This is a genomic window from Mycobacterium kiyosense (assembly GCA_021654635.1).
Classification (GTDB): domain Bacteria; phylum Actinomycetota; class Actinomycetes; order Mycobacteriales; family Mycobacteriaceae; genus Mycobacterium; species Mycobacterium kiyosense.
In genome coordinates this window covers 4,772,110-4,794,519 of record AP025179.1, presented here as the reverse complement: position 1 = coordinate 4,794,519, position 22,410 = coordinate 4,772,110, and the positions used below count along the sequence as shown (strand labels likewise).

At 64.3% G+C, this 22,410-nt stretch carries 17 protein-coding genes and 2 pseudogenes; 14 read left to right on the top strand and 5 right to left on the bottom strand.

From position 1 onward, the window contains the following. Window positions 1-86: 86 nt before the first annotated feature. The 4 genes and pseudogenes from L6444_RS22525 to L6444_RS22510 all read left to right on the top strand — a co-directional run bounded on the left by L6444_RS22525 (window position 87) and on the right by L6444_RS22510 (window position 4,696). Window positions 87-1,228 (top strand): annotated as a pseudogene (locus L6444_RS22525) (epoxide hydrolase family protein). A gap of 11 nt (window positions 1,229-1,239) precedes the next feature. Then, window positions 1,240-2,868, top strand: a complete 1,629-nt coding sequence (locus L6444_RS22520; RefSeq protein ID WP_236977368.1) for a pyruvate, phosphate dikinase — start codon at window positions 1,240-1,242, stop codon at window positions 2,866-2,868. Then, window positions 2,861-3,466 (top strand): MarR family transcriptional regulator, encoded by a 606-nt coding sequence (locus tag L6444_RS22515; RefSeq protein ID WP_236977366.1) that lies wholly within the window; start codon window positions 2,861-2,863, stop codon window positions 3,464-3,466. The genes L6444_RS22520 and L6444_RS22515 overlap by 8 nt, the downstream gene beginning before the upstream one ends. 75 nt (window positions 3,467-3,541) lie before the next feature. Further along, a complete protein-coding gene (locus L6444_RS22510) occupies window positions 3,542-4,696 on the top strand; it encodes an acyl-CoA dehydrogenase family protein (RefSeq protein ID WP_236977364.1) in 1,155 nt (384 codons plus the stop codon). Between the two features lie 34 nt (window positions 4,697-4,730). On the opposite strand, the gene L6444_RS22505 is transcribed toward L6444_RS22510, so the two are convergent. Both L6444_RS22505 and L6444_RS22500 read right to left on the bottom strand, forming a co-directional pair. Then, window positions 4,731-5,528 (bottom strand): SDR family NAD(P)-dependent oxidoreductase, encoded by a 798-nt coding sequence (locus tag L6444_RS22505; RefSeq protein WP_236977362.1) that lies wholly within the window; start codon window positions 5,526-5,528, stop codon window positions 4,731-4,733. A gap of 31 nt (window positions 5,529-5,559) precedes the next feature. Further along, window positions 5,560-5,799 (bottom strand): hypothetical protein, encoded by a 240-nt coding sequence (locus tag L6444_RS22500; protein WP_236977360.1) that lies wholly within the window; start codon window positions 5,797-5,799, stop codon window positions 5,560-5,562. On the opposite strand from L6444_RS22500, the gene L6444_RS22495 reads away from it, so the two are divergent. From L6444_RS22495 to L6444_RS22485, 3 genes and pseudogenes are all read left to right on the top strand, one after another. Further along, window positions 5,789-6,679, top strand: coding sequence for a hypothetical protein (locus L6444_RS22495; RefSeq protein WP_236977358.1), 891 nt, complete (start codon window positions 5,789-5,791; stop codon window positions 6,677-6,679). The genes L6444_RS22500 and L6444_RS22495 overlap by 11 nt on opposite strands. A 9-nt stretch (window positions 6,680-6,688) precedes the next feature. Next, window positions 6,689-8,317 carry a PEP-utilizing enzyme gene (locus tag L6444_RS22490; protein WP_236977356.1) on the top strand — a complete coding sequence of 543 codons (1,629 nt, stop codon included), beginning with the start codon at window positions 6,689-6,691 and terminating at the stop codon, window positions 8,315-8,317. 267 nt (window positions 8,318-8,584) lie between these two features. Next, window positions 8,585-11,456: pseudogene (locus L6444_RS22485) on the top strand (MMPL/RND family transporter). 39 nt (window positions 11,457-11,495) lie between these two features. On the opposite strand, the gene L6444_RS22480 reads toward L6444_RS22485, so the two are convergent. After that, complete coding sequence (locus tag L6444_RS22480) at window positions 11,496-13,094, bottom strand: PEP-utilizing enzyme (RefSeq protein WP_236977354.1); 1,599 nt, start codon at window positions 13,092-13,094, stop codon at window positions 11,496-11,498. A 39-nt stretch (window positions 13,095-13,133) separates the two neighbouring features. Between L6444_RS22480 and L6444_RS22475 the strand changes: the two genes are divergently transcribed. Then, entirely contained in the window at window positions 13,134-14,009 is an 876-nt protein-coding gene (locus tag L6444_RS22475) for a hypothetical protein (protein ID WP_236977352.1), read from the top strand. Between the two features lie 40 nt (window positions 14,010-14,049). Here L6444_RS22475 and L6444_RS22470 read toward each other — a convergent pair whose 3' ends face one another. After that, window positions 14,050-14,748, bottom strand: a complete 699-nt coding sequence (locus L6444_RS22470; protein ID WP_236977350.1) for a DUF7064 domain-containing protein — start codon at window positions 14,746-14,748, stop codon at window positions 14,050-14,052. Between the two features lie 335 nt (window positions 14,749-15,083). After that, a complete protein-coding gene (locus L6444_RS22465; protein ID WP_236977348.1) occupies window positions 15,084-15,512 on the bottom strand; it encodes a TetR/AcrR family transcriptional regulator C-terminal domain-containing protein in 429 nt (142 codons plus the stop codon). A gap of 447 nt (window positions 15,513-15,959) precedes the next feature. On the opposite strand from L6444_RS22465, the gene L6444_RS22460 reads away from it, so the two are divergent. The 6 genes from L6444_RS22460 (at window position 15,960) to L6444_RS22435 (ending at window position 22,303) form a co-directional block, all read left to right on the top strand. Next, entirely contained in the window at window positions 15,960-16,928 is a 969-nt protein-coding gene (locus tag L6444_RS22460) for a TIGR03857 family LLM class F420-dependent oxidoreductase (protein ID WP_236977346.1), read from the top strand. Beyond that, window positions 16,925-18,352, top strand: coding sequence for a cytochrome P450 (locus L6444_RS22455; RefSeq protein ID WP_236977345.1), 1,428 nt, complete (start codon window positions 16,925-16,927; stop codon window positions 18,350-18,352). Before L6444_RS22460 ends, L6444_RS22455 begins: the two co-directional genes overlap by 4 nt. A gap of 10 nt (window positions 18,353-18,362) precedes the next feature. After that, complete coding sequence (locus tag L6444_RS22450; RefSeq protein ID WP_236977343.1) at window positions 18,363-19,142, top strand: hypothetical protein; 780 nt, start codon at window positions 18,363-18,365, stop codon at window positions 19,140-19,142. 95 nt (window positions 19,143-19,237) lie between these two features. After that, window positions 19,238-20,761, top strand: coding sequence for a PEP-utilizing enzyme (locus L6444_RS22445; RefSeq protein ID WP_236977342.1), 1,524 nt, complete (start codon window positions 19,238-19,240; stop codon window positions 20,759-20,761). Between the two features lie 76 nt (window positions 20,762-20,837). Next, complete coding sequence (locus L6444_RS22440) at window positions 20,838-21,581, top strand: hypothetical protein (protein WP_236977341.1); 744 nt, start codon at window positions 20,838-20,840, stop codon at window positions 21,579-21,581. Then, entirely contained in the window at window positions 21,578-22,303 is a 726-nt protein-coding gene (locus L6444_RS22435; RefSeq protein WP_236977340.1) for a hypothetical protein, read from the top strand. Before L6444_RS22440 ends, L6444_RS22435 begins: the two co-directional genes overlap by 4 nt. Window positions 22,304-22,410 lie beyond the last annotated feature (107 nt).

Sequence of the window (22,410 nt, the reverse complement as noted above, 5' to 3'; positions counted from 1 at the left end):
CTATTCTCGTTGCAGCAGAGCGCAAACCATCGGCTGCGTGCGTGGTGGCAAGCGATCGTTAACCCGAATGGGAAGGCAATGTCGGAATGGCCGAGATCCACGACCTCCGTATCACGATTTCCGAGCCCGACATCGCCGACCTGCGCGAGCGGTTGAAGCGCACCCGGTGGCCGGACGCCGAGACCGTCTCGGACTGGTCGCAGGGCATCCCGTCGTCGTATGTTCGCGAGTTGGCCGGGTACTGGGCGGAGAACTACGACATGAACCGGCTCGCCGAGCGCCTCAATGCTTATCCGAACTACCACGCGACACTCGGCGATTTAGGGGTCCACTTTCTGCATGTGCGCTCCCCGCACGACGGTGCCCGGCCGTTGATCCTGACGCATGGCTGGCCGGGCTCGGTGCTGGAGTTCCTGGACGTGATCGGTCCGCTGACCGAGCCGGAGCGGTTCGGTGGCGCGGTCGAAGACGCCTTCCACGTGGTCATTCCCTCATTGCCGGGATACGGGTTCAGTGCCAAGCCGACGATAACGGGCGTGGGCATCGAGCGAATCGCCGACGCGTGGGATGAACTGATGGCCGCCCTGGGCTATCACGGCTACTACGCTCAGGGCGGTGACTGGGGCGCCTTCGTGACCACGGCGATGGGCATCAAGCGTCCGGCCGGGCTGCTCGGGATTCACGTCAACATGGCGCTGGCTTCGCCCGAAGCGCTGGCCGGCCTCGGTGAACTCACCCCCCGACGAGCAGGCCGTCGGGGGGACTGCCGGCGTACCTGGAGCAGGAGGGTGCCTACGCCGTGCAGCAGGCCACCCGCCCGCAGACGCTGGGGTATGGGCTCGCCGACTCGCCCGTCGGTCAGCTCGCTTGGATCACCGAGAAGTTCTACGCCTGGACGGATTGTGACGGACATCCGGAGAAGGCCGTGGCGCGCGATGTCATTTTGGACAATGTGATGCTGTATTGGCTGACCAACACGGCCGCCTCCTCGGCCCGGTTGTATTGGGAAAGCTTCTCGGCGATCAGCTCGTTTGCCGAGGTCGCCCTGCCCAGCGCCTTCAGCCTCTTTCCGAAAGAAATCATCAGAGTCACCGAACGCTGGCTACGCACCAGATTCACCGACCTCCGCTACTACAACGCCGTCAGCAAGGGCGGCCACTTTGCCGCATTGGAACAGCCCGACGTCTTCGTCGACGAGGTCCGTTCCGCTATCCGGGCACTCGGTTAGAATCTAATCTCATGTCAAAAATGACGGGCGAAGCGCATCCCCTGGTCGTGACGCTGGACGGTGGCGCCCAGCTTCCTCGGATGGTGCTGGGTAATAAGGGTTATGGCATTGATGCGATGCGCCGGCAAGGGTTGCCGGTGCCCCCGGCATTCTGCATCACCACCGAGGTGTGCGCCAGGTTCTTCGCCGATCCGCAACGCTGTCTCGACGACATCTGGAATGACGTGCGCGACAAGATGAAAGCCCTCGAAAGCGAGACATCGCGCACGTTCGGGCACGGTCCGCGGCCGCTGCTGGTCAGCGTGCGCAGCGGAGCGGCGCAATCGATGCCCGGGATGATGGACACCGTGCTCGACCTCGGTATCGACGACGCGGTCGAAGCAGAACTTGCGGCCGCCGGCTCGGTGGAATTCGCGCGCGACACCCGACGGCGCTTCGTCGAGATGTACCGCCGCATCGTGCTGGGCGGTGACCAAAACGCCGAAGTTCCTACCGATCCCTGGGCGCAGCTGCGGGGCGCGATCGAGGCCGTCTTCGCCTCGTGGAACAGCCCGCGGGCGATAAGCTACCGGGCGCATCACGACCTGGACGACAGTGCCGGCACCGCGGTCGTCGTGCAGGCGATGGTTTTCGGCAATCTGGCGCGCGATTCGGGAACCGGCGTGCTGTTCTCCCGCAATCCCATCACCGGGGCCAACGAGCCGTTCGGCGAATGGCTTGCCAACGGCCAAGGTGAGGACGTCGTATCGGGCAGTGTGGACGTGCACCCCATCGCCACATTGGAGGTTGAGCAACCTGCGGTCTACGAGCAACTGATGGCCGCGGCACGCACGCTGGAGCGCATTGGCGCCGATGTGCAGGACATCGAATTCACCGTCGAAGAAGGGAAACTGTGGCTGCTGCAGACCCGGACCGCCAAGCGGTCGGCACAGGCAGCGGTGCGCCTGGCATTGCAGTTGCGCCATGAAGGACTGATCGACGACACGGAGGCGTTGCGCAGGGTGACACCCACGCATGTCGAAACCCTGCTCGAGCCTGCGCTGCAGCCGGAAACACGTTTTTCCGCAACGCTTTTGGCGAGCGGACTACCGGCCTGCCCCGGCGTCGTCTCCGGAAAGGCCTATGCCGACGTCGACGACGCCATCGATGCGGCCGAAGAAGGCGAGGACGTCATTTTGGTGCGCGTGGCGACCAATCCCGACGACGTGCACGGAATGCTTGCCGCGCGGGGCATCGTCACCGAGATCGGCGGCGCGACATCGCATGCGGCGGTGGTGAGCCGGGAGATAGGTCGTCCCGCCGTGGTGGGGTGCGGTGCAGGGGTGGCGGCCGCCCTCGACGGCAAGATGATCACCGTTGACGGCGATCAAGGCGAGGTGCGCGAGGGCATCCTGGAACGCACGGCGTGGTCCGAGACGGGCTCGCCGGACTTGGCCGAGCTCACCGAGATCGCCCGAAGCATCAGCCCGATCCGTGCCCACCCAGGTGGTGACTACGCAGTGCTTGCCGACACGTCTCCGGCGGCAGTGGCCGACGCCCTCGCCGCCGGTCAGACCGATGTCGTCTCACCTCACCCACTCATCACCATGCTGATCGCGCTACGACTGGACGAAGACAAGAAAGGACTGGCGAATGTCTGAATTGACCGTGTTGCAGGCCGTCCGGCTCAAAGGCCGCGTCGCCGAAGACGATCTCGCCGCGACTCTGGGCGAAGACCCCTCCGACGTGAAGGCGACGCTGGCCGAACTGACGGCCGCCGGCCTGCTGGTCGCGGCCAAAACGATTCGTATCAGCCCCGAGGGTCGTGAGCGGCTCAATTCTCTTCTGGCAGAAGAGCGTTCGGGAATAGACCAGGGTGTCCTGGCGAAGGCTTACGACGATTTCCGGGTAGTCAACAACACGTTCAAGGCGCTGATGGCCGACTGGCAGATCAAGGACGGCCAACCCAATGCCCACGATGACGCCGACTATGACGCCGCCGTGCTGAGCCGCCTCGACACCGTGCATGAGCAGGTACAACCCATCGTGGCCACGGTAACCGCGCTGGTGCCGAGGCTGAGCGCATACGGCACAAAACTGGAGTCGGCCTTGGCCAAGGTGAAGGCCGGCGACACGATCTGGCTCGCGCGACCGATCATCGACTCCTATCACACGGTATGGTTTGAGCTGCATGAGGAGCTCATTGCCGCCTCGGGACTCACTCGCGAGGAAGAAGCCAGGGCGGGTCACGCGAGCTAGCTCGCACCCCGACGTCCCGCGCCGCAGCCAGGTGTTTAATCTAGAATAAAAATCTCTGGTTGAGAGGTGGTGGATGTGAGCTCTGCGTTGAGCGACGAGGAAAGCCTGCTGGTAGAGACGGTCCGGGCGTTTGTCGATCGCGACGTCAAGCCGACGGTCCGCGATGTCGAACACGCCAACGAGTATCCCGAGAAGTGGATCGAGCAAATGAAGCAGATCGGGATCTACGGGCTGGCCGTCCCCGAGGAATACGGTGGCTCGCCGGTATCGACGCCGTGCTATGTGCTGGTGACCCAGGAATTGGCGCGCGGCTGGATGAGCCTGGCCGGCGCGATGGGTGGGCACACCGTGGTGGCCAAGCTGCTGACCTTATTCGGCACCGAGGAACAGAAGAAGACCTATCTTCCGGCCATGGCGTCCGGCGAGGTGCGCGCGACGATGGCATTGACCGAACCCGGCGGGGGCTCCGACTTGCAGAACATGGCCACCACCGCGGTATCAGACGGGGACGATCTGGTTATCGGGGGCACCAAGACCTGGATCTCCAACGCACGTCGCTCGGGGCTGATCGCCCTGCTCTGCAAAACCGACCCCAAGGCCACACCGCGGCACGCCGGCATCTCTGTCGTTCTGGTGGAACACGGTCCAGGCCTGACGGTTTCGCGTGATCTGCCCAAATTGGGTTACAAGGGCGTGGAGAGCTGCGAGCTGTCCTTCGACGGCTACCGCATCAGCAAGTCGGCGATTCTGGGCGGCACTCCCGGAAAGGGATTCGCCCAGATGATGAAAGGCTTGGAAACCGGACGTATTCAGGTTGCCGCGCGTGCGCTCGGTGTGGCCACGGCCGCCCTGCAGGACGCGCTCGCCTATGCGCAGCAACGGGAGAGTTTCGGCAAGCCGATCTGGAAACACCAGTCGGTGGGCAACTATCTGGCGGATATGGCCACCAAGCTCACTGCGGCTCGCCAACTCACCCTTCATGCCGCCGAGCGTTACGACCGGGGTGAGCGCTGCGATATGGAGGCCGGCATGGCCAAGCTCTTCTCCTCGGAGGTGGCCATGGAGATCGCGCTGGACGCGGTGCGGATCCACGGCGGCTACGGCTACTCCACTGAGTTCGACGTGGAACGCTACTTCCGCGATGCACCCTTGATGATCGTCGGTGAGGGCACCAACGAGATCCAGCGCAACGTGATCGCCGCTCAACTCGTCGCACGCGGCGGGATCTGAGCGACGCAGCAAGGTCCCTGCGCGCCGGGGTTGTTCAACGCAGCATTGTGCGGCAGGCACGGAACCAGATCCGCCGCGGCAGGTGGGCGGCGAGCCATGCGAAGGCGGCGGCCTGGGGCAGCGGCACCAGCTGTCGCCTGCCGTCCTGCAGGGCTTTCATGCCTGCCCGCGCGCATTCTTCGGCGGTAGCTGTCAGAAACGCGGGTTGACGATTGGTCTGGCGCGAGGCATTGGCCGTCTCCGCGAACTCGGTGTCGACGTTCGCCGGTGCGAGCACCGTCACGGTAATTCCGGCCGGTTTGAGTTCGCTGTGCAGCGCTTCACCCAGCGACGTGATCGCGGCCTTGGTGGCCGCGTACGGCGCGAAGTAGGGCATCGGCTGGTTACCGGCCATCGAGGAGACCAGCAATATTGCTCCGTGTCCGCGGCTGACCATCGGCGGGGCCAATTCGCGGGTCAGGGCAACGGTTGCCTCGACGTTGGTGCGCACCATGGTGATCAGCCGGTCGACATCGTGATCCAGATAGGGGCCGACCATCCCGAATCCGGCGCACAGGATCAGGGCGTCGAGTTGATAATCCAGGGCGCCGAGATCGACCAACATGCGTGCGCGGTCCAGCGGATCGGAAAGATCGCAGGCCAGGATGTCGGCCCGGATTCCGTGCCGGGTCCGAAGGTCGGCCGCCAGCGTCTCCAGGCGGGCACGGCGGCGGGCCACCAGTACGAGATTGTGGCCGCGGCCGGCGAGTTCTTCGGCAAATGCCCGACCTATTCCCGACGACGCTCCGGTGACGAATGCCGCCGAATTCGGTTTGGGTGCAGGAATACTCATCGGTGAGGGAGGTCGACCGACGTAGCTGTCATCAGAAACCTCCGGTCGCCGCGCCGGCGCGTTCGCTGTCCCGCACTTCGGAAAACGCTACAACAAGCGTCGCATACGTGCTAGATTTTAATGTTAGTAAGAAAATGGTGGATCGTGGCTTGCGCGGGCGGACTCGCGACGCAGCAAGCGGCACCGCCGCAAATACCGGCGACGTGATGCGTTCCGCCGGCACCGTCGGAAAACTGCAATCGATAGGAGCGGCAAAGTCGATGACCGTCACCGAGATCGCCAAGACCTGGGGGCCGTTGGCCGAACCCATCCACCCCGATGCCGCCCAGCCTGGTGACCCGGTGTGGAAAGACAATGCCTACCTTGCCTTCTGGGACACGGCGAACGAGATTTTCGGCACCTTCCACGTCTCGACGTCCCCGAATGGCACCGGCGCCCGGCGGGCACGGTGCAGTGTCACGGTACGGGGCAAAGTTCTCGAGATCATCGAGGATCTGCCACCAGGCAGCTTCACCAGCGAATCGATCGACTTCGGACTCGACGGCGTGATCAAGGTGCGTCACCCGCGGTTGCAAGCCGATCTGGTCAACGTTCCGCTGTTCGTCGCGGCGGATTACGCGGTCGGCGGGGTGGTGCCCGAGTTGGTGCCGGGCAAACCGCTGCAACATTTCCAGCAAGCCTGTGAGTTGACCGGCACTCTGGTGCTCGACGGCGCCGAGACGACGGTGCGGGCGCACGGTATGCGCGACAGAACCTGGGGTTTCCGCGACGAGGCCGCACAGTGGATCGAATATGCCGGTTTGGTGGCAGTCATCGGCGACACCTTCATCACGGTGATGAAGTTTCTGGGCGCGGACGGCACGCTGCGATCCGACGGCTTCCTGATCGACGCCGACCGATCCCGCACGATCGCCGACGTCAACTTCGGTCGCAACGCCGCCGGACAGTTCCGGACAGCCCGGTTGCGCGACGTCGACGGCGATACCCGCGTGGTCACACTGTCCTCGAGACTGGCCGGATTCTTCGTGCCGATGGGCGCGGACTCCGACGGTCCGTCGTTCGGCACCTATGACGACTTCATGGCGTTGGACAGCGAAAATGGTTCCGGTGCCGGGTTTTTCGAGCAGGGCATCCTGCACCGGGTGCACTGAACGCGTCGCATGAGTAGTCGATCGATCGTCGCGCAGCAGCTGGACAATCCCGAGGTCGATCCGGCGCTGACCTGGACGACAGGAAATATCGCCGAGGCCTTCCCCGGCGTGTTCACCACTTTCGGTTACACCTTCGTCGAAGAACCGATGGAGCTGGCGTTCCGCAAGATGCTGGTCCGGCTCGGGGTGTATGAGGCCGGCGAGGTGTATTTGCCCGAGCGCGCCGAGGACATGTGCTTCACCTTGTTCGACGGCCGCGGTGTGGCCAACATCAACAAGTTTCACGACATCGCGGGTCTGATGCCCGGAACCTCGGCCTCCGCGGTGGAACAGCAGCTGTTCGGCTACGTGCGCCCCGAAACCGTCGACCACAATTCCCGGCGCCGGTACCCGGCGATCGCCGCCAAGGCGCCGTTGCTGATGGCCACCCTGCCACGCCGGCACGACAGCATGGTCGTCGGACTGCGCTCCTGGCGCCTTGCTGCGTTGGCGCGCCTTGACGGACTCGACCGTGCCGGAACTCTCGAGCTGCTCGCCGACGCGCGCCAGCGGTTTGAGGACATGATGATCCTGCATTTGATCGTCGCGTTGGCCAGCTCCGGGCTGGCCGAGCGGGTCACTGCGATGTTGGGCAGGCTAGGGCTGGCTGAACTGGAGGCGCCCGTTCTCTCCGGCGTCGGTGCCGTTGAGAATCAGGTTGCCGCCGACCTCTGGGCGTTGGCGCACGATCGGATCACGTTGCGCGACTTCACTGATCGTCATGGCTACCACGGGCGCGACGAGGGTCAGCTGTCCGGCGTGTCGTGGCGCGAAGACCCGTCACCGGTGTTGGCGCGGCTGGACGACTACCGCACTATCGAGGCCGACAATCCACGGGCACCGCACCGGCGTAGCGCTCAGCAAATGGCAGCGCGGCGCCAGGCGATGGCGCGTGCTAAGGCGGCGGCGCCCGCGTTGCAGCGGCCCGTGCTGGACTTGGCAATCCGTGCCGCCGTGCGCTTTCTCGTGCTGCGCCAACAGGGCAAGGCCGGATATCTGATGACCTTCGATGTGGCCCGCGCCTGCGCGCGACGACTGGGCGCGGATCTGGTTGCGGCCGGGTCGCTGGAACAGCCCGACGACGTCTTTCACCTCAGCTACGCAGCCCTGCGCAGCGGGCGACTCGATCGTGAAATCGGTGAGATTGCCACTCGCCGTGCGCAATTCGTCGAGCGTCAGTCGCACCGGCTGCCACACGCCTGGTCGGGCCGGCCGCAAATCACCACCGTGGCACAGCATGATTCGGCCGCGGGCGATGTCAGCAGTCTGAAGGGCGTGGCGGCCAGTCCCGGCGTCGTGACCGGGCGGGCGCGGGTGGTGCACGATCCGTCAACCACCGAATTGGACGAGGGCGACATCCTGGTATGCGAGACCACCGACCCCAGTTGGGTTGCCTTGTTCCTGGTGGCCGCGGCCGTGGTGACCGATCACGGCGGCATGCTCAGTCATGGTCCGATCGTGGCCCGCGAATTGGGCATCCCCTGCGTGTGCGGTACCGAGATCGGCAGCCGGCGAATCCGGGACGGCCAGATGATCAGGGTGGATGGCGACGCCGGCGTGGTCGAGATCATGGCACCTGCGGTGAATTCCCCGGGTTAGATTTGAGTTGGATCTGAGTTTGCTAGGCGAGTGGTCAAGACCTAGACCACGACGGTGGGCGTGTGGTAAAAACCAGCCATTGTGTTTTTAACTTTACTTAAAACCATTGGCGCACCGGCGGTCACTGTGGCGCAGCACCAGCGTAGCCGGACGTGTCGCGACGTTGGACGTCAACAGCTCCGGAGTCCGGGAGCATGACAGAGGCGCCCGAGATCAGGGGGGCATCGATGGCGCCGAAGCTCCTGTCGTCGGCCGGGTCAAGACGGTATGACCGACGTTGATACCAGGCGGCCCGTCCTGGCCCGCCTGATCCGTTGGTTTGCGGTGCCGATCATCATCGGTTGGATCGCGCTGACCGTCGTCGTCAACATGATTGCGCCGCAGTTGGAAGTGGTCGGAGAGCGGCACGCGGCGCCGATGGCACCCATGGATGCGCCGTCGATGAAAGCGATGATGCGCCAGGGCCACAACTTCAAGGAATTCGATTCCAACAGTACGGTCACGATCGTCCTGGAAGGTGAACACGAACTCGGCGAGGCGGCGCACCGTTTCTACGACCAAATCATCGCAAAGTTGAAGAAGGACCCCGAGCATGTGCAACACATTCAGGACTTCTGGAGCGATCGGCTAACCGCGGCCGGAGTCCAAAGCGCCGACGCCAAAGGCGCCTACGTGATCCTGAATCTCGCCGGCGAGCAAGGCACGACGCTGGCGAACGAGTCCGTCGAAGCCGTCCGTAAGGTCGTCGCTTCCACGCAGGCCCCGCCGGGTGTGCAGGCCTACGTCACCGGCTCAACTGCGCACAGCTATGACGAGTACATGATCGGCAACGCAAGCATGAACAAGATCACCCTGTTCACGCTTGCCGCGATAGCGATCATGTTGTTCCTGGTCTACCGCTCGATCGGGACCACATTGATCCAGCTCTTCATGACCCTGGTCGAATTGGCGGTATCCCGGGGCGTGATCGCGGTGTTGGGTAATTACGGATTCATCGAGCTTGCGGTATTCGCGACGGCGCTGCTGACCATGTTGGCCATCGCCGCCGGAACCGACTACGGAATATTCCTGATCGGACGTTACCAAGAGGCACGCACGGCAGGTGAAGACCGAGAGACGGCTTACTACACCACTTTTCACGCAGTCAGTCCCGTCGTACTGGGTTCGGGTTTGACGATCGCGGGAGCGGCGTATTGCCTGAGCTTCACCCGACTGCCCTGGTTCACCACAATGGGTTTGCCGGTCGCAATCGGCATGTTGGTCGTCGTCGCCGCCGCGCTCACCCTGGGTCCGGCCGTGCTCACGGTGGCCAGCCGCATCGGCCTATTGGAGCCCAAGAAGGCGCATCAGGGTCGATTGTGGCGACGGTTGGGTACCGCCGTGGTGCGCTGGCCCCTGCCGATCCTTGCCGCCAGTGCGGTGGCCGTCCTGATCGGGATGATCGCATTGCCGGGATACAAGACGCTGTACAGCGAACGCTACTATTTGCCCGACAGTGCCCCGGGCAACGTCGGGTATGCGGCCGCGCAGCGCCATTTCTCGGAGGGGCGGCTCAATCCCGACTCGCTGATGATCGAAGCCGACCACGATATGCGCAACCCCGCCGACATGCTGGTGCTGGACAGAGTGGCCCAAGAACGTGCAGCGGGTCCCAGGCATTGTGATGGTGCAGGACATCACGCGACCACTGGGCATTCCGATCGAACACAGCTCGATACCGTTCCTGATGAGCATGCAGAGCCAGACGACGATGCAGAACATGGCATTTCTGCGGGAGCGGATGAACGACATACTCAAGATGGCCGACGAACAACAGGTATCGATCGATTACCTGCAGCGGATGTATGAGATTTCGACGCGGCTTGCCAACGTCGCACACGAAACCGCCGACGACTCCGCGCAAACGGCGGCTATCACCGACGAATTACGAAACCACATTGCGGATTTCGAGGATGTCTGGCGGCCCGTCCGGAGCTATTTCTACTGGGAGAAGCACTGCTTCGACATCCCGATCTGCTGGTCGATTCGTTCTCTGTTCGATGGCCTGGACGGGATCGATCAGCTGGACGAGAAGCTGCACGAGCTGACCAAGGACATCGGTCGCACCGCCTCGCTGACACACGAAGTGGCCGACTTGTTGCCTCCGATGCTGGCCAGTTTGAGGACAACTCGGGCGCTCACGCTTGCAACGCACAGCACCTTCCAGGCGATGATCAATCAGATGGAGGCGATGAGCAACACCGGCGTGGTGATGGGGCAAAGTTTCGACGCTGCCAGAAACGACGACTTCTTCTATCTGCCCCCGGAGGCTTTCGACAACGCGGAATTCCAGCGGGGCCTCAAGCTCTTCTTGTCGCCGGACGGCAGGTCCGCGCGGTTCTTCATCAACCACGCGGGCGATCCCGCAACCCCGGAGGGCATCTCGCGAGTCGACGCCGAGCGAGCGGCGGCGCAGGAGGGTCTGAAGCAATCCTCGCTGTCGACTGCCAAGGTGTACCTCGGCGGCACGGCCGCCACCTACAAAGACATGCACGACGGCAACACCTACGACCTGATGATCACCTCGGTGGCCTCGCTCACGCTGATCTTCTTGATCATGCTCGTGCTGACGCGGAGCCTGGTTGCCGCGCTGGTCATCGTCGGCACCGCAGCCAGCTCGATCGCGGCATCCATCGGGCTTTCCGTGCTCATCTGGCAAGACCTGTTCGGTATCCGGCTGCACTTCTCGGTGATGCTTTTCTCGGTCATCGTCCTGCTGGCTGTCGGTTCCGACTACAACCTGTTGTTGGTTCATCGAATCAGGCACGAGATTCACGCTGGGCTGAAGACAGGAACGATCCGGGCGATGGCCGGAACGGGTGCCGTGGTCACCTCCGCCGGCCTGGTGTTCGCGTTCACTATGGCGGCGATGCTCGGCAGCGACGATCGCATTGTCGCCCAGATGGGGGCCACCATCGCGTTGGGCCTGCTGCTCGACACACTGATCGTCCGTACGCTGTTGATGCCCTCGATCGCTACCTTGCTGGGCCGCTGGTTCTGGTGGCCGCAAATTGTCCATCCGCGGGGCATTGACAATGTGAACCGCGCGTCAGCACGGTCCGAGGGTGTGAATACGCGGCCAATACCGGTGCCGCAGTAGGCCTTCCGGCGCATTGCGGCACGGGAGCCGACGGCGCCCTCAGCCGACCGAGAGCGGGGCTCGCTCGAGTAGCTCCACCGTGCCGGCGCCGCCGTCGACGCGGACCCGGTCTCCGTCGCGGAGTAGTCCCGTGCCGTGACGGGTGTTGACCACCGCTGGAATGCCGAGTTCACGCGCGACAACAGCGGCGTGGCTGATCAACCCGCCGATGTCCACGACAAGTGCCGCCGAGACGAACATGATCGATGCCCAACTCGGGTCGGTGGTGTGGCTGACCAGAATCTCGCCGGGCTCGACCTCGGCAAAGCTGGGGTCGGTGACGATTCGCACCGGACCTTCGACGCGCCCGGCGCTCGCGCCCACCCCGCAGATCACGTCTCCGATGGTGGCGCGCTCGGCCGTGACGTCGACGGGATCCGGTGTGCCACGCCAAGAGTGGGGTAGCTGGATGCGCCGGTAGTCCTCGCGGCGGGCACGTCGGGTCGCCACCAGGTCGCGGGCATTGGCGGGCAGTCCACCGCGCAGATCGGCGAGCGTGAGGTAGAAGATGTCATCTGGATCGTCGAGGCGGCCGCCGTCGACGTATATCTGCCCCAGTCGACGCGCCGCCGCCCGCGACACGTCCAGTGCCTGAACGAAAGCCGCCTTGCCCACTCCGCGCATGGGCAGTACCCGGGCTGCCAGCGCCAGGATTGCGCGCGCCGGTGTCCGGTAGGTCCGGGGTAACGCACAGATCACCTCCCGCTGCATCGGCGGCAGCTCCGCGCGAAGCTGGGCATTGCGGACGATCGGGCTCTCATCGGCGGGTCGCTCGGCATACGCGGAAACGATGCGCCGCAACGGTTCCGGGTCCTCTCGCCACACGTGGCTTGCTACTTCGCCCTCCAGCGGTCCATGGTATCCGTGCTCGGCGACGACGTCGTCGATGTCGATCTCGCCCCGCGATGCGTGCCAGAGATCCTCGACGATACGCATTTCGGCTCCGCCGGTTCCGCTGAGGGTGCCGATGTCGCCAACACCGGCCCGCGCCACCAACGCATTCAATGCGTGTGTCACCGGCGTGGTGGCGGAGAACAGCACGACCCCATGCTCGGTGATTAACTGGCGATAGCGGGCGGCGCCGTCGAGCAGGATCGCCCGGGCCGCGAGCTCGTCAGCGTTGCCGGCGACCGAAACGCTGTCCTTCCACCATTGTTTCGTGGGGTGGGAGAGGGCACGTACTTCGCGGATCGCGCGGTGCGCGGCAATGGGCATCTTGGTGGCGATGAAGGGGTAACGCCTGCGGGTGGGCGTGAACGCCATGGTGTCCGGAACCCGGCCGAGCATCCCGGCGATGGCATCGGGACCCGTGGTGCCCGGCATGCGATCGCCGACCATGCCCAGCCATTCCATACACATCGCGATGCGGCCGAAGAAGATTCGGATGACGGGCTCGCTGATGGGGCCCATGGAGTCACGCTCGGCGCGACTGATGATTCCGATGCGGTAAAAGAGTTCCCGGTTGGCCGGGTCGCTGTCGGATTCCCAGATGCTCCAGCCGAGCGGACTCGCCACACCCGGCATGGCTTCGCCGACGTTGTCAGTCGTCCAGTGCGTAGCGCCCGAGCCGGGGCAGTGCAGCGGATCGGCGTCGCTCATGGTTGCCGAAGCTATCGTAATATTTTACGCTCGTAAAGTATGAGTTCCGCGACGGCCTCGCCACTTGCCCATCCCATCCGCGCCGACGATCCGGGCGGCCTTACGCCGTGGCGCGACAACGCGTTCCTGTCGTTCTGGGACCCGGCACGGGAGGTCTTCGGTACCGTGCACGTCTCCACGTCGCCGAACAGTGGCGGCAGAAGGGCACGCGTGAGCGTGAGCATCGCAGGCCTGGTTCGCGAAGTCATCGAACCCCTGCAGCCGGGATCGTTTCGCAGCGCGAGCATATCCTTCGACCTGCAATCCGGTCGCGCCAGCGTCGACGCGCCGGGACTCGAGCTCGATCTGCAGACGGCGCCGTGTTTCACAGTGGCTGACTTCAGGTCCAAAGAGGTGATCCCGCGGATGGGGGGCGAACCGCTGCAACACTTTCAAACGACGGTGGTCGTTTCAGGGCGCTGTCGCATCGACGGACGCGACAGCGTGATCGACGGGCGAGGTATCCGTGATCGCACCTGGGGCCACCGCGACGAGTCGGTCAATATCTCCGAATACGCTTGGATCTTCGTGACATTCGCCGATTTCTCCGTGACGGTGATGCGATTTCTGGGCGACGGCGGCCACGATGTCACCGACGGGTTCGTGCTGGACGAGCACGGGTGCCAACCCGTCGACGGCATGGCACTCACTCGGGATGCGACGGGGCTGTGTGCCGGTGTGGTGCTGAGCCGCAACGGAGGCCATGTGTTCGAAATGCGTTCCAACGGTAGGCGGGCCGGGTTCTGGGTGCCGATGGGCGAGGAGCGGGCTGGGCCGGCGATGAGCTGCTTCGATGAATTCGCGTCCTTCACCACAACGGGTGGGCGCGCCGGTTTCGGGCTCGCCGAACACGGCGTCGTCCGCAGGCTCTTCTGAGACACACTCCCAGGCGCGTATCCGGTGCGCGCGGATCGTCTTACTGCTCTCCGGTGATCGGTCGACTGACCAGGCTGCGCCGTGCGGATCGCTCGTGGAAGCAGTGCACGATCGATCCGTCGGACGCAACGAGTCTCGCCTTGCCCTCGATGAGGACGATCGGATCGTCGGCAAGTTGCCAGTCGATGCCGTTGACATATTCGTTGTCCATTGTCATCAGCATCGGCAGCGCATGGCGCAACTCCGACGAAAACTCAAGGCGCTCACCCGAGTCGATTTCGATCAGCACATCACCGGTGCTCGGTCCGCCCGCGGTGTCCGCAAGCTCGGCCAGCTCGAAGCGGGTGACCTTGTGCTGCACTCCATTGCGGATCAGCGCGCCGAGCGTATGACCGCCCCCGTCGGGTGTGAGCATGCGGACCGCGTGGCAGGTCCAGTCATCGTGGACCAGCATCATGAAATGATGGCGGTGCCAGCCGGTGAAATCCCGCTTCCCGGCTGAGTGGTCCTTGAAACCGATGCCGTCGAGTGAGTACACCTCGTCGCCTACCCGCACGGTTCCGGTGGTGGTGAACCCCTGCTGGATGTGTTTTTCGCCCGCGAAATCCAGCCGCGTGTCGCTGCCCGAATACATGTCCCATTCGTGTTGGCGCCCAATCGCTTCGACGTCAAACGTGACGGTCGCAAGCGGTGCCCCGCTGCCCTCGTGGCGCAGTGCCAAGCTGTCGATCGTCGTCAACTGTGCGACGCTGTCGAAGCGTGCCGTCCATCCGGCGGGTGTCATGGTGAGATCGAATCCCTCGAGCGTCACACCGAGGGGATTGGTGCTGCGGCCCCAACGACGGTCGACGGTAAGCCGACGATTGGGCAGGTAAACGACAACCTGCACCCACCACATGGCCAGATCGGTGGGATGGCGGCCGGCATGCAGATAGAGCCCGACGCCTTGGTCCGGGTTCCAGCACCCGTTCCACCGCGTCTCACTCCACCGCGCGATGTCGTCGCGGGTGGCGACGTTGTGGTCCAGGGAAATATCAGGCTGAGAACTCATGGGTTTGGCAGCGGTCATCGGATTCACGTCGTCCCCGCACGAGTTCGGCCCGCCCGAGGTTTGCCGGCGCGTTGGCGCGCGGCGACGTCCTCGCGCAGCGAGCGCATCATCATTTCCAGCCCCGTATCGAAGGAGGCCGGCGGGTCGGGGCGGCCGGGTTGCTTGGGCCGGAGCCGGTCCAGCAAGGTGTATCCCAGGATGTAGCTGGTCAGTGAGCGCAACACGTCGGCGCTGTGGGCCTGCGACAGGCCGGCCTTGCGCAGCGTCGTGATGAGCGCCTGCCGGAAATCGTCGAGTCGCACCGTGTCGGCCTCGGCGATGATCAGCTCGACCACGCCGGGGTGACGCTTCAACGTGTCGTGGAAATCGTGCATCGCCGCGTCAATCTGGTCGTCCCAGGCCAGGTTTGGGTCCAGGTCGCTGGCCAGCGGGGCGAGCGCATGCCCGACCATCGCCGCGAGCAGGTCGGCCTTGTCCTCGAAATAGTGGTAGGGGGGTCATCGCGCTGATCTTCATGCGCCCGGCGAGTTTGCGAAGGTTCAACGCCGCCAGTCCTTCGGCGTCCACCAGGTCCAGTGCGGCCTCGATCACCATCTCGCGACTCAGCGTCGGTTTCGGGCCGCGGCGGCGCCGTTCATCTGTCGTCATCGAGCTTTCTCTTTACAAGTGTAAGAATGGCTTCTACTGTACATACTGCGTCAAGGATCGCAGTGCACCCCCGCGTCGGGTGGAGACGGGTGCCAATTGGGTTGTCGAGGTGGCTATGACGATAAACGACGGGGTAGTCGGTGAGGTCGTCGACGACCTCAGCGCCTACGTGATTTCGGGCGCGGTGAGCGCGGTGCAGGGCGACGTGGACTACGAGTCCGATCAGCGCACACCCGCGCAGGGAATCCAAGATGCCGTCGAAGCCGAAAAAGCTGGGCTTCCGAGCTGTTTTCCTCTCCGAACGCTGGGATATCAAACAGGCCGACGTGATTTTGTCCGGTGCGGCGGCGCTTACCTCCCGCATCGAATTGGGCACCGCAATGGTGTGCCCCCCGACCCGGCAACCCTGGCTGATGGCGGCGCTGGCGGCCACCATGCAGGCCTGCTACGGCCCCCGGTTCACGCTCGGCCTCGGACGCGGCACCGATGCGATCTGGAATGACATGGGCCTGAAAATGCCGAGTTACACAGAGATGGCCGACTACGTCGACATCCTCCGCCGGCTGTGGCGCGGCGAGACAGTGAATTACGACGGACCCGTGGGCCGCTTCCCGGCCTTGGCCTTCTCCGAGACGGTGCCGGGTCCGCCGCCGCCCGTGTGGTTCGGCACGTTCGCCCGACCCAAGGGGGCGGCATTGCTGGCTTCGTCGTTCGACGGAGTGCTGCTGCCGCCGGTGCTGACCCCCCAGGCCACCGCCAACGCGGTCGAACGCATCAAGGTGGCGTGTGAACGAATCGGCCGTGATCCCACCACGATTCGGATCTGCCAGGCGGTCATCACCGCGCCCGGGCTCGACGACATCGAGACACGTTCGTTGGCGCACGGCCGAGCGGTCGGCTATCTGCAGTATCCCGGCTACGGCGAGACGTTGATCGAGGAGAACGGCTGGGATATGGCGGTGATTCACCAGCTCCGGGCGCACCGCCAGCTGGCCGCCAACGAGAAAGTGGCCGACCGGCTTTACCACCGCCACCAATTGCTGGAGCCTGCCAAACTGATCCCCGACGAGTACATGATCGACAGTTGCGCGATCGGATCGGTCGACGAGTGCGTCACCTCGCTGCAGCGGTTCCGTGACGCCGGTGCAGACGAAATCGCCACGTACGGAAGCACACCCGGCCAGAATGCCAAGTTGATCGAGGCATGGAGAAACCGATGACCACGCAGGACGATCAGTTCGTGTTCAACCCGCTCGACCCGGACTTGGCGGTGGACCCCTTCCCGATCCTGGCACGATTGCGCGAGATCGATCCGGTGTTCCACGCGGCCGCGCTCGGCTCCTTCGTCGTCACCGGACACGACCCGGCCTGGAAGGTGTTGGCACGCAGAGACGGTGACCTGCGCTGGGAACAGTTCCAACGTATGCGGCACGGCGACGGTGTCATCGACGAACCGTATTTCACCATCATGGCCGACAGTGTCCTGATGAAGGCGGGAGACGATCACACCCGGGTGCGCAAGACGTTTCAGCGCAACTTTCGTCCCGGCCTGGTCGACAGCCTGCGGCCGGTGATCACCGACCGCGCTCACGAACTGATCGATGCCTTCACCGATCCGAGCGGCGGACCCGGCCGGGTCGAACTGATGGCCGCCTACGGTTCACCCCTACCGCTGTCGGCGATCAGCCAACTGCTGCACGTCCCGCACGAGGACGAAGCCGACATCCACGAGTGGATGCACGGCTTCAAACTCGGTATCCAGATGCTGCCGCTGGACGCCACCCAGCTGAAAGTGGCCAACGACTCGATGATCGCGCTGGACAACTACTTTCGGGGTCTGGTCGCCAAGCGGCGTGCCGAACCGGAAGACGATCTGGTCAACAGCATGATCGCCGACACCGACGACGGCACGCTGACCGAGGACGAACTGATCGCCAACCTGTGGAGTATCTACGTCGGCGGCCACGACACCAGCGCGCTGTCCATCTGTAACGCGGTGGCGACGTTGTTGCTGCACCCAGACCAACTCGCTGCGTTGCAATCGGATATGTCGTTGCTGCCCAACGCTGTCCAGGAAATTCTGCGTTACATCGGAACCGTGCACGGCACCCACCGACTGCTCACCGAGGACATCGAGCTCGGTGGCCACCACATCCCGGCGGATACGCCGATCATGGTGTACCTCTCAGCGGCCAATCACGACGAAGGCTGGTGTCCGCATGCCGAGTCCTTCGACATCACCCGCGACGTGCCATCTGATCACCTCGCGTTTGGCCACGGTCCGCACAAGTGCCCGGGACAACACATGGCCCGCGCGGTGATCGGCATCGGCGTCGAAGCCCTGCTCACCCGGTTGCGCGGACTGCGGATCGAAGAACTCGAATGGGAGCGTGACGCGCTGCTTTTCCGCGGGGGCCCGAGAAGCTGGTGCTGGCATGGGATTCCAGCGAGGCACGACCATGAGCGCCTCGCTGAAGTTGCCGCACGGCCTGGAACCGGAGCGGGAGTTCCCAGCGCAGAGCTACCCCGACAACATCCCCCTGTGGACCGAAAACTACTGTTTCGTCGCCTACGACCCCGGCAGCCAAGTGGGATTGTGGACGCATCTGGGCCGCGCTCCTTTCGATTCCACGCTGTGGCGTGAGCTTTCCATCGTGTACCTGCCCGACGGCGACCGGCTGGTCAACAAGGGTTATGGCCGCAGCGAGACACCGCACGGCCCCGGGGGAGCGACCATGGCCTTCCAATGTGTCGAGCCGTTCCGGCAGTGGCGAATGAGTCGCGATGGCGGTTCGATACGCACGACCGTGGACCGTCTCTATGACGGCATGGTCGCCGACCAGCGCCACGAACGCGTAGCGTTCGATCTCACCCTGGACTGCTCTGGGGGAGTGTGGGATTGGGGCGAGGTCGAGGATGCCCATAAGTGGGGCAAGTTGCACTACGAGCAGCTCGTCGGCGTCAAGGGGACGATCGCCGTTGGTGGACAGTCGATTCCGTTCGACGGTCACGGCTTGCGCGACCACACCAGCGGCGCGCGGGACTTCACCATATTCTCCAGCCACATCTGGTCCTGGGCGAATTTTCCCAGTGGGCGCGGGTTCATCCTGCTCCACCTGGTGGTCAACGGCCAGTACCTGACGCGTGCCGTAATCCAGGAGAACGGCACGCTGACCGCGGTGGAACTGCACAACTCGCCGGTGCTGACACAACGCTCCCAACATGCCGAGCCCTATGTGCTGGAGTTGGGCGAGCACCGTATCAGCGCGGAGATCCTTCATCCGCTCCCCAACGGATTCGACGGGCCCAACGACATCTGCATCGGCTACGACCCGGCCGTCACCGCGACCGCGAACTTCGAGAATCTGTCGCGGTTCGAGTGGGACGGTGAGATAGGCTACGGCCACACCGAGCGATCACTCAAACTCCGGTGACGCCAAGCATGACCGCCGGATGGGATCCGCTGCATCAACCGGGCCGGGATGAAACCCATTGGTCCACAGTCAATGTGTGGGGGAGGCGCTGCCAGGTGTCGCCACACCCCCTGGGTTGGTCGATCTGGTCGGACATCGGCGACCGCATGTGCCGCGACCTGTCCTATGCGATCGGGGTATTCGACAAGACCGAACGTCTCCAGCCGCCGCCTGGACCCGATCGGATCATCACCACGTTCTACGGACGTATCGCGATGCGGACCGAGTGGCTGGCCGCCGTCGGCGACCGGATGCCCGGCACCACGGGCGAGGTAGCGATCGCCGGCATGCTCGGCGAGGCCCCACCGACGATGACCTTCGCGCCGACGATGCGGCGTTATCCCGTCATCGCCTACCGGCTGCCGTATGCGGCGTTGACGATGCCGGGCAAGGTTCGACGGCTGGCACCGCAGATCGATGCGTGGTGGCGGGCCGAGATACCGCGGCTGGCAGCTACCGATTTGGCCGGAGCTGTCACGATTTTCGACGGCGCAACCCGACGATTCTCCGAGACGATGACCGCGCACGGTATCGCACTGTTCGCCGCGATCACCCCGTTGATCAACGCGCTCACGGCTTTGGTTGAACGCGCCGGCATCGGCGACGTCGGGGTGCTCTCCGGTACCGGGGGTGCCGAAATGTCGATGATCGAGGACATCTGGAAAGCCTCGCGTGGTGAGTTGACCCTCGATGAGGTGGTTGCCAACCAGGGCTTCCACGGACCCTTGGAAGGTGAGATCTCCAGCCGCGTCTGGCGCGAGGATCCTTCCCCGCTGGCGGCTGTGATCGAGCGCTACGCAGCAATCGACGAAAGTGCCGGCCCGCTGGCCCGGGAGCGGGCGGCCCGCGACCGCCTGCCCGCGATGCAGGCGCAGGTGCTCGCGGCGTTGCCCGCCGCCGCACGGCCCGCAATTCGGTTGCTGCTCAACCACGCCGCGCGCACAGTTCCGCTGCGCGGGGTGGGGAAGGCTTCGTTTCTGCAGGCACTCGACGTGGCTCGAGCCGCTGCGCGCCGCGTCGGCGAGCATCTCGCGAAGGCCGGTGTCTTGGCCGACGCCAGTGACGTCTTCTACCTGACCGTCGATGAAATCGTCGGGGATCCGCCCGCCGACAAAGGAGTTGCGCGGGAACTCGTCAGCTGCCGTCGCGAAAGACGCGCGCAGTATCAGCGCCTCGAGCTGCCGTCATGGTGGCGCGGCACCCCGCAACCCACGGAGATCCAGGCGCCGGACGACACTTCCGCCGACGAGGTGAGCCTCACTGGGATTGCCGCCGGAAGCGGTGTGGTGGAAGGACCCGTCAGGGTGGTCCACGACCCGGCGGTGGTAGAAGTCGAGCCCGGCGAGATTCTGGTCGCCCCGACCACCGACCCAAGCTGGGCGTCCATCATGTTCGTGTCGTCCGCGCTGGTTGTGGACATCGGAAGCGTCCTCAGCCACGCGGCGGTGGTGGCCCGCGAGCTCGGGCTGCCCTGTGTGGTCAACACCCGCACCGGAACTCGCGTACTGCGTGACGGCGACCTCGTCCGGGTCGACGGGTCCGCCGGCACCGTGCAGCTGATCAAACGCGCCGAGAAGTAACACACCTCAACGGAGAGGCCACCGAATGAACACCACGGCTCAACGCATTTGCGCCTGGAGCGGGATCGCCTGCCTCGTGGCCTTTTTCGCCGGATTCTGGGTGATCGCCGGCTTCATTCCACCACCGTCCCCGAAACTGACCGGTGCGCAGCTGGGGCAGCTGTTCACCGACAATGCCGTGCGGATCCGGATCGGAATGATCGTCTCGGTATTTGCCGCGGCGCTGCTCGCGTCGTGGAGCGCGGCGATCACCGTTCTGATGTTGCGCATGCGCGGGCGCGTCGGGGCGCTGGCTTACACCAATCTGGCCGTCGGCGCGCTGTTCGTGTTGGAGTTCATCATTTCGCTGATCATCTGGGAGTCCATGACTTACCGGGCCCGAGACCCTCAGATCCTGCTCGCGATGAACGACACCGCATGGTTTCTGTTCGTCTGCATCACCTCGACGCCGATGCTGCAGACCGTTGCGGTCGGCACCGCGATCTTCCTCGACACCCGCGACGGACTCCCAGACCCGGTGTTTCCCCGGTGGGCAGGCTATCTCAACTACTGGGTGGCGGTGCTGTTCACGCCGGGGACGATCGCGGTCTTCTTCCACGACGGCCCGTTCGCGTGGAACGGGTTGTTCACCTGGTATCTCCCTTTGACCGTTTTCGCGATCTGGATGATCACCATGTCAGTCTTGATGCTGAAGGCGATCGGTACCTCGGGTGCGCGACCCGAAAGCGGTTCAGCCCAAGATGATTTGGCGAACCAGGTGCAGGAGCTGCGCGCCGCGGTCGCCCGGCTGGCCGGCGAGCGGAAAGGGGTACCGCTGTGACGTACCGCAACCAGGTGGTGTGCGCCTGGTGCGGCCCGTTGATGACACTGCTGTTCTTCATCGGCCTGCTGGCGGTGGGGCATTTCATCTGGCCGCCGGCGCCCTCGCTGAGTGCGACGCAGATCGCGGCATGGTTCGCCCACGACACGGTCGCAAAGCGGATCGGTCTGTTCATCGCAATGCTCGGAACGGGTTTACTCGCACCGTTTTACGCGGTGATCTCCGCCCAGATGCGTCGCATCGAGGGGGCGCCGCGGACCCTGGTCTACGCCCAGCTCGCAGCCGCAGCATGCACGGTGCTCGAGATCATCCTGCCGCTGATGTTGTGGCAGGGCGTTGCCTATCGACCGGAGCGCGACCCGGTAGTCACCCAGGCGCTCAACGATGTGGCCTGGTTGACCTTCATCGGCACCACGACCACCGTGCTGATCCAGAACGCGATCATCGGCGTGATCGTGCTGCAGGACCGCAATTCGTCGCCGGTGTATCCCCGCTGGTACGCCTACCTGAATTTCTTCGCCGTACTAGGTGTCTTCCCCGCGGGCTTCGTGGTGTTCTTCAAAGAGGGGCCGCTCGCCTGGAACGGGATCGTCGTCTGGGGGATCGGCGTCGCGATCTTCTTCGTCTGGATCTGTGTCACCGCTTATCTCGTGGTCGCTGCGGCACGTCACGATCGTGGGGAGCGGCCCGCTCGAGAAGCGGCGCTGACTGCCCGGGGCTAGCCATCTCTCGCCGGGGGTAGCCCACAGCGCTGTCGCCGGCGCCGGCCGGTAGCCACCATAAGTCGACTTATGTTAGGCTGAAAATTGAACCTAGAATAAATAATCTG

What these genes read in the sequence shown, in the direction of transcription:
- L6444_RS22460 (WP_236977346.1), top strand. Translation starts at nt 15,960, where the DNA reads ATGCCGTCGAAGCCGAAAAAGCTGGGCTTCCGAGCTGTTTTCCTCTCC.
- L6444_RS22505 (WP_236977362.1), bottom strand. Translation starts at nt 5,528, where the DNA reads ATGAGTATTCCTGCACCCAAACCGAATTCGGCGGCATTCGTCACCGGA.
- L6444_RS22475 (WP_236977352.1), top strand. Translation starts at nt 13,134, where the DNA reads ATGAGTTCCGCGACGGCCTCGCCACTTGCCCATCCCATCCGCGCCGAC.
- L6444_RS22520 (WP_236977368.1), top strand. Translation starts at nt 1,240, where the DNA reads ATGTCAAAAATGACGGGCGAAGCGCATCCCCTGGTCGTGACGCTGGAC.
- L6444_RS22480 (WP_236977354.1), bottom strand. Translation starts at nt 13,094, where the DNA reads ATGAGCGACGCCGATCCGCTGCACTGCCCCGGCTCGGGCGCTACGCAC.
- L6444_RS22490 (WP_236977356.1), top strand. Translation starts at nt 6,689, where the DNA reads ATGAGTAGTCGATCGATCGTCGCGCAGCAGCTGGACAATCCCGAGGTC.
- L6444_RS22465 (WP_236977348.1), bottom strand. Translation starts at nt 15,512, where the DNA reads ATGGTCGGGCATGCGCTCGCCCCGCTGGCCAGCGACCTGGACCCAAAC.
- L6444_RS22515 (WP_236977366.1), top strand. Translation starts at nt 2,861, where the DNA reads ATGTCTGAATTGACCGTGTTGCAGGCCGTCCGGCTCAAAGGCCGCGTC.
- L6444_RS22495 (WP_236977358.1), top strand. Translation starts at nt 5,789, where the DNA reads ATGACCGTCACCGAGATCGCCAAGACCTGGGGGCCGTTGGCCGAACCC.
- L6444_RS22455 (WP_236977345.1), top strand. Translation starts at nt 16,925, where the DNA reads ATGACCACGCAGGACGATCAGTTCGTGTTCAACCCGCTCGACCCGGAC.